General features: G+C 67.7%; 7 protein-coding genes. 4 read left to right on the forward strand and 3 right to left on the reverse strand.

Annotated elements, in window-relative coordinates:
* The coding region (locus ABD808_RS13465) for a helix-turn-helix domain-containing protein (RefSeq protein ID WP_344895442.1) at positions 1 to 344 on the reverse strand (344 nt) is incomplete at its 3' end.
* Positions 345 to 480: 136 nt separating this feature from the next.
* Between ABD808_RS13465 and ABD808_RS13470 the strand changes: the two genes are divergently transcribed.
* Both ABD808_RS13470 and ABD808_RS13475 read left to right on the forward strand, forming a co-directional pair.
* The gene (locus ABD808_RS13470) at positions 481 to 873 is read left to right on the forward strand and encodes an ATP-binding protein (protein WP_344895445.1); all 393 of its coding nucleotides are present in this window, start codon (positions 481 to 483) and stop codon (positions 871 to 873) included.
* Positions 804 to 1,376, forward strand: coding sequence for a MerR family transcriptional regulator (locus tag ABD808_RS13475; protein WP_344895448.1), 573 nt, complete (start codon positions 804 to 806; stop codon positions 1,374 to 1,376). Before ABD808_RS13470 ends, ABD808_RS13475 begins: the two co-directional genes overlap by 70 nt.
* Here ABD808_RS13475 and ABD808_RS13480 read toward each other — a convergent pair whose 3' ends face one another.
* Together ABD808_RS13480 and ABD808_RS13485 are read right to left on the reverse strand one after the other, a co-directional pair.
* A complete protein-coding gene (locus ABD808_RS13480) occupies positions 1,377 to 2,345 on the reverse strand; it encodes a TauD/TfdA family dioxygenase (RefSeq protein WP_344895452.1) in 969 nt (322 codons plus the stop codon).
* A 93-nt stretch (positions 2,346 to 2,438) separates the two neighbouring features.
* On the reverse strand, positions 2,439 to 2,651 hold the full coding sequence (locus ABD808_RS13485; RefSeq protein WP_344897916.1) for an MbtH family protein: 213 nt from the start codon (positions 2,649 to 2,651) through the stop codon (positions 2,439 to 2,441).
* Positions 2,652 to 2,918: 267 nt separating this feature from the next.
* Between ABD808_RS13485 and ABD808_RS13490 the strand changes: the two genes are divergently transcribed.
* A complete protein-coding gene (locus tag ABD808_RS13490; RefSeq protein ID WP_344895455.1) occupies positions 2,919 to 4,511 on the forward strand; it encodes an MBL fold metallo-hydrolase in 1,593 nt (530 codons plus the stop codon).
* 13 nt (positions 4,512 to 4,524) lie between these two features.
* Complete coding sequence (locus tag ABD808_RS13495; RefSeq protein WP_344895457.1) at positions 4,525 to 5,328, forward strand: alpha/beta fold hydrolase; 804 nt, start codon at positions 4,525 to 4,527, stop codon at positions 5,326 to 5,328.
* Positions 5,329 to 5,373: the final 45 nt, after the last annotated feature.

The raw sequence follows: 5,373 nt of genomic DNA on the forward strand, positions 1-5,373 counted from the left end.
GGGTATTGGTGGAGCGTTTCTCTAATCTCCACTCGGTTGTGCAGCGCCTCGTGGCGCACCGGCCAACTGAACCAGATCGGAACCGGGTGGCCGTCCCTGTTGAGGTCCTCCCACAAGCTGATGAGCGCGCCGCCCGCCTCCAGGTAGTTGTCCACAAGTTCAACGAACGTGCGCGTGGCACGCTTCTTTCCGCTCTCGATCCGGCTCACCTGGGCGGGGCTGACTTTCGTCAGGTGAGCGATGGTCTCCTGCTTGATGTCCTTGGCCTCCCGTAGCCTCCGCATCTGGCGACCGAAAGCCACGAGGGCGGGGGAGTCATCGGGACGCTGGCGCCGTACAGCCATGGCGACTTACCTCTCTCGGTAACTTGCTCATGCATCTCTTCCCTTGCTGATGCGATCCACCTAAGGACTGCATGCCCACGCCACTCATGAATATGGCTGAATGTGTGCTGTTCGCCACACACGGTGAGGAGAGATCATGGGTGAGGCGGTGCAGAGCGAGATGGTGGTCAAGAGAGATCTGCGGGCGGTGGCGGAGGTACGGACGTTCGTCCGGCTGGTGGCGGGCGGGTGGGAGGTGGACGACTTCGTTCCGTGCCTCATCGCCAGCGAGCTCGTCACGAACGCGCTGCGGTACGCGACCACGGCCGACGACGAGGTGGTCTTCCGTATCGGCCACACCGACGCGGGTGTGGTGTGGGTGGAGGTTCAGGACTCCACCTGCGACATGCCGCGCCTGGAGCGCGCGGACCTCAACGGCGAGTCGGGCCGTGGGCTGTTCGTCGTCGAGCAGTTCACCCGGTGTTGGGGAGCCCGTCCGCTGGCGGGCAACGTCGGCAAGGTCGTCTTCGCCGTCCTCAACCCCACTTGAAGACCAGCGGAGGGACAGTCGAGGGGGCTGTCCCTCCGCACCACCGGGCCCATGCCCGTCCGGCCCTGCCGCCTCGAAAGTTCCAGGTTCTCCCCTGCGGCGACACGGCCACAGCCACAGACAAAACCCCGCCCGGGAAAGGACGGGGCTCAGCTCATCGACACGATGAAAGGCAAAGGCAGTTGTCGTTACTCAGTGCCGAAGAGCAGCGTCAACGGGAGCGTTGGGGCTGGATCGCCGTCATTCACCTCGAAAGCGGTGGGCCATGGGTTCCCGCCAGGGACGCGGCGCGAATGAGCGGAGTCTCCACGGCCAACCTGCGTCGATGGGCCCGGCGGGGCGTCGTCTCCGTCATCCACGATCCGGGCCACCACCGCCACTACTACCTCGACGAGATGAGACTCATCACCCAGCTTGCCGAAGCCCGAGGCGAACCCCCGGGCCTCACCATGCTGACCGACCACCTCGCCGCCGTGCTTGCCCCCATCCACGACTCCGCTTGATCAACCGTCCGACATCGCCACGAGGACGCGGCGGGGCCCCTCGAACGGGCGGCGGCCGTGGGCGACCGCGACGTTGTCGATGAGCAGCACGTCTCCGGCCCGCCACTCGACGTTGACCGCGCTCTCCAGCCCGCGGTTCTGGATCTGCTCGACGTGGGCGTCGGGGATCGGGGTGCCGTCGGCGAACGTCACGTACTGCGGGAACTCCTCGGGCGACAGGATGTCGTACAGCTCCGCCGAGGTCTCGTCGCCGAGCCCGGCCGGGTGCCACTGGTCGGCCTGGTTGAACCAGACCTCGGTGCCGGTGACCGGGTGCTTCACGGTCGCGGGCCGCAGCTGGCTGACGCGTAGACCGTCGTCGCCCCATTCCCAGTCGGCGTGCGAGTCCTTGAGAAACGCCTCGACCGCGTTCCGGTCATCGGTTTCGAAAGTGTCCTGCCAGCTCTTTCCGAACCCGAGCCCGTCGTGCAGGTTCTGGACGTAGCGGAGGCCGCCGGAGAACGCTTGGCGCACCTCGGCGTCGAGCGAGTTCAACCACAGTTCACCGTCGAGAACGGTGGTCGCGCCGCCGCTGTCGGGCGCCGTCTCGCAATAGAACGCGAGCCGGGCGGGCCAACGGTGCGCGAAGCTCAACTCGTTGTGCATCGAAATGGTGTACTGCTGCGGGTACTCGGTGGAGGTGTAGAGGTTTCCGCGGACGCGGGTGCGCGGCGAATTGCCGTGGACGTACGGCAGCCGGTCCGGGACGAGCCGTTCCAGCGCCGCGTCGATGGTGTCCGGCGTGACGCCGAACCCCCGAAAGACGAGCGCCTTGTGCTCGACCAGCAGCTCGGTCAGCCGCTCCGGGCCCAGGTCGTCGAGGTGACGGACCAGGTCCGGTGGGCCGGTGGCGGCGCCGGTGATCTCATGGGGTCGCCAGGCGAGGCCCGGCTGGGCGATGTCCATCACGTCCTCCAGCTCCCGCGCCACCGCGCGGGAGGATCGGCACGGGTCTGCCTGTGACAAAGGCCGACGGCTGGCGCGCCGTCGGCCTTCGGGAACGTCGCGGTGGTGTGCCCGCCGCTATTTCCCTTCCATGGCCTCGATGAGGCTCTTGGGTCGCATGTCGGTCCACGACTTCTCGATGTACTGAAGGCATTCGTCGCGCGAAGCCTCCCCGAAAACCGTGTTCCAACCGTCGGGCACGTCCACGAAGACGGGCCACAGCGAATGCTGATTCTCGTCGTTGACCAGGACCAGATAGCTAGCGTCGGGATCCTCGAACGGATTTGGCACCGGGACCGCCCTCACTTGTCGACGATAGGAGATGGCGCAGACGGCAACCGAGACGCCGCACGCACCTCGGTATCGGAGTGGCACCACCCTCGCACAGGCGCCAACGCCCATCAAGGTTTGACGAAGGTGCACGTCGGGAGGCGTTCAAGTGTGTGGGCACTTCGGTCGAACACCATTGAGTCGGGTCGCCGTTGACGTGTCTCGGCGCCCTGTGATGCCTTTAGCCCGAGCGCATGGAGCAAGCCAATTCCGAACGGGAGAGACCGGATGCCCGACAGTCAAGAGCGGGTTTTTCTCCGCTCGAATGCGATCATCGAACCGTTGGTCGACAGATTCTATGCGTGGATGCACATCGTGGCTCCCGCCCAGGCGTCGATGAACCTGGCGAACGTGCAGGTGCCGCTGCTGGAGTCCTACCTGCACTCGCCGCAGGTGCACATCGCGGCCAGCGGCAACCCCGCCCTGCGCGGCGGCTACTTCGTCAACGTCGAGGAGGACCGCGCGGCCGAGGTCGGCGAGCTGCTCGACACCATCAAGCGTGACCGCGCGGACATGCTGGCGTTCGCCGCCGCGATCGCCGAGGCCGACGACCTGCTCCGCCAGAACGCGACCGGGTTCGACCTGACCCCGCTGTACCCGAAGCTGCCGTCCGCGCTCAACGGGCTGGTGGAACTGGCGTACGACACCAGCAACCAGGCGTCCCTGCACCTCATCGAGCCGCTGCTCTACCACAGCCCCGTGTTCGACCGGGGGCGCCAGTCCGTCCAGCTGTCGCTGGAGGACGGCATCGAGCGGCCGTTCATCCTCAGCACCCCCCGGCTGCCGAAGCCCGGCATCCTGGAACTGCCGATCACGTTCGACCACCCGGGACTGGACGCGCTGTTCGCCGCCCGCGTCGAGGGCACGACCGCGGCCAGGCTGCACGAGGCCCTCGGGCTCGACGGCGCGCAGGCGGCGCAGCTCGACCGGCTGCTCAGCCCCGAACCCAGCCTCTCCCCGGACCGGCACATCGAGGGCGGCGGGCGGATCCGCTACTTCGGGCACGCCTGTCTGGTCATGCAGACCCCCGAGGCCGCAGTCGTCGTCGACCCGTTCATCAGCGCCGACAACCGGCACGGCGACCGGTACACGCTCGACGACCTGCCCGACCACATCGACCTCGCGCTGATCACGCACGGGCACCAGGACCACATCGTCCTGGAGACCCTGCTCCAGCTGCGGTCCCGCACCGACGCGATCGTGGTGCCGCGCTCGTCCCGGGGCAACCTGTGCGACCCGTCGATCGGCCTCTACCTGAAGTCGATGGGCTTCAACGTCATCGACGTCGACGACTTCGACGAGATCCCGCTGCCCGGCGGCAACCGGGTCGTCGCCACCCCGTTCCTCGGCGAGCACTCCGACCTGGACATCCGCTCCAAGTCCACCTACATGGTGCGGATGGCCGACAAGACGATCTTCGTCGGCGCCGACTCGTCCGGCATCGACCCGGTGCTGTACAAGTACATGCGCTCGCACCTGGGCGAGGTCGACTACGCGTTCCTCGGCATGGAGTGCGACGGCGCGCCGCTGACCTGGCTCTACCAGGGGCTGCTGACCCGGCCGGTCACCAAGAAGATGAGCGACTCGCGCAAGCTGTCCGGCTCGAACGCCGAGCAGGCCGCCGCCATCATGACCGAACTCGGCTCGCGCGAGGCGTTCGTGTACGCGATGGGCGAGGAGAGCTGGCAGGGCCACGTCATGGCGACGACGTACACGCCCGACACGTACCAGATCAAGCAGATCGAAGAGTTCATGACCTGGTGCAAGGACAACAACGTGGCGTCGGAGCACCTGTTCAACCAGCGCGAGTGGCGTTGGTGAGAGAGCGCTGAGGATGCCGCACCTGCGCACCAACGGGATCAGGCTCGCCTACAACCGGCAGGGGAAGGGCGAGCCGGTCCTGTTCATCATGGGTTCGGGGGCCGCCGGCCACCAGTGGGACCCGCACCAGACCCCGGCGCTGCGCCGGGCGGGCTACGAGACGGTCACCTTCGACAACCGGGGTGTGCCGCCGTCGGATGTCCCGCCCGGCCGGTACACGCTGGAGGATCTGGTCGCCGACACCAGGGGGCTGATCGAGGCGCTCCGCCTTGGGCCCTGCCGGATCGTCGGCACCTCGCTGGGGTCGCTGATCGCGCAGCAGCTGGCGATCGGCGCCCCCGGACTGGTGCGCTCGGCGGTGCTCATCGCCACCCGGGCCCGCGCGGACGCGCTCCGCCAGGCACAGACGGCGGCCGAACGCGCGCTCCGGCGCAGCGGCGTCCGGCCGCCGCCGGAGTTCGCGGCCGTCGACGCGGTGGTGCACATGCTGTCCCCGGCGACACTCAACGACGACGAGGCGGTGGCCTCCTGGCTCCAGATCTTCGAGCTGGCCGGTGCCGGTGCCCCCGTCGCCGCCGGCCAGACCTGGATCGACACCGACCGGGACCGCCGCGCCGACCTCCGGAAGATCACCGCGCCCTGCCGGGTCATCACCTTCTCCGACGACCTGGTGACCCCACCCCACCTCGGCGCCGAGGTGGCCGACGCGATCCCCGGCTGCGACCTGGTCGAGATCCCCGACTGCGGTCACCTCGGACATCTCGAACGGCCGGGGCCGGTCAACGAGGCGATCGTCGAGTTCTTCGCGAAGTACTGAGCAAACGGATCGAAACGTCGGTCACAGCACAAGGAGTAGCGGTAA

Source organism: Actinomadura meridiana (assembly GCF_039537545.1).
Lineage (GTDB): Bacteria > Actinomycetota > Actinomycetes > Streptosporangiales > Streptosporangiaceae > Spirillospora > Spirillospora meridiana.

Bases quoted from the DNA above. Each gene is read 5' to 3' on its own strand.
- ABD808_RS13490 (WP_344895455.1), top strand. From the start codon at position 2,919: ATGCCCGACAGTCAAGAGCGGGTTTTTCTCCGCTCGAATGCGATCATC.
- ABD808_RS13495 (WP_344895457.1), top strand. From the start codon at position 4,525: ATGCCGCACCTGCGCACCAACGGGATCAGGCTCGCCTACAACCGGCAG.
- ABD808_RS13470 (WP_344895445.1), top strand. From the start codon at position 481: ATGGGTGAGGCGGTGCAGAGCGAGATGGTGGTCAAGAGAGATCTGCGG.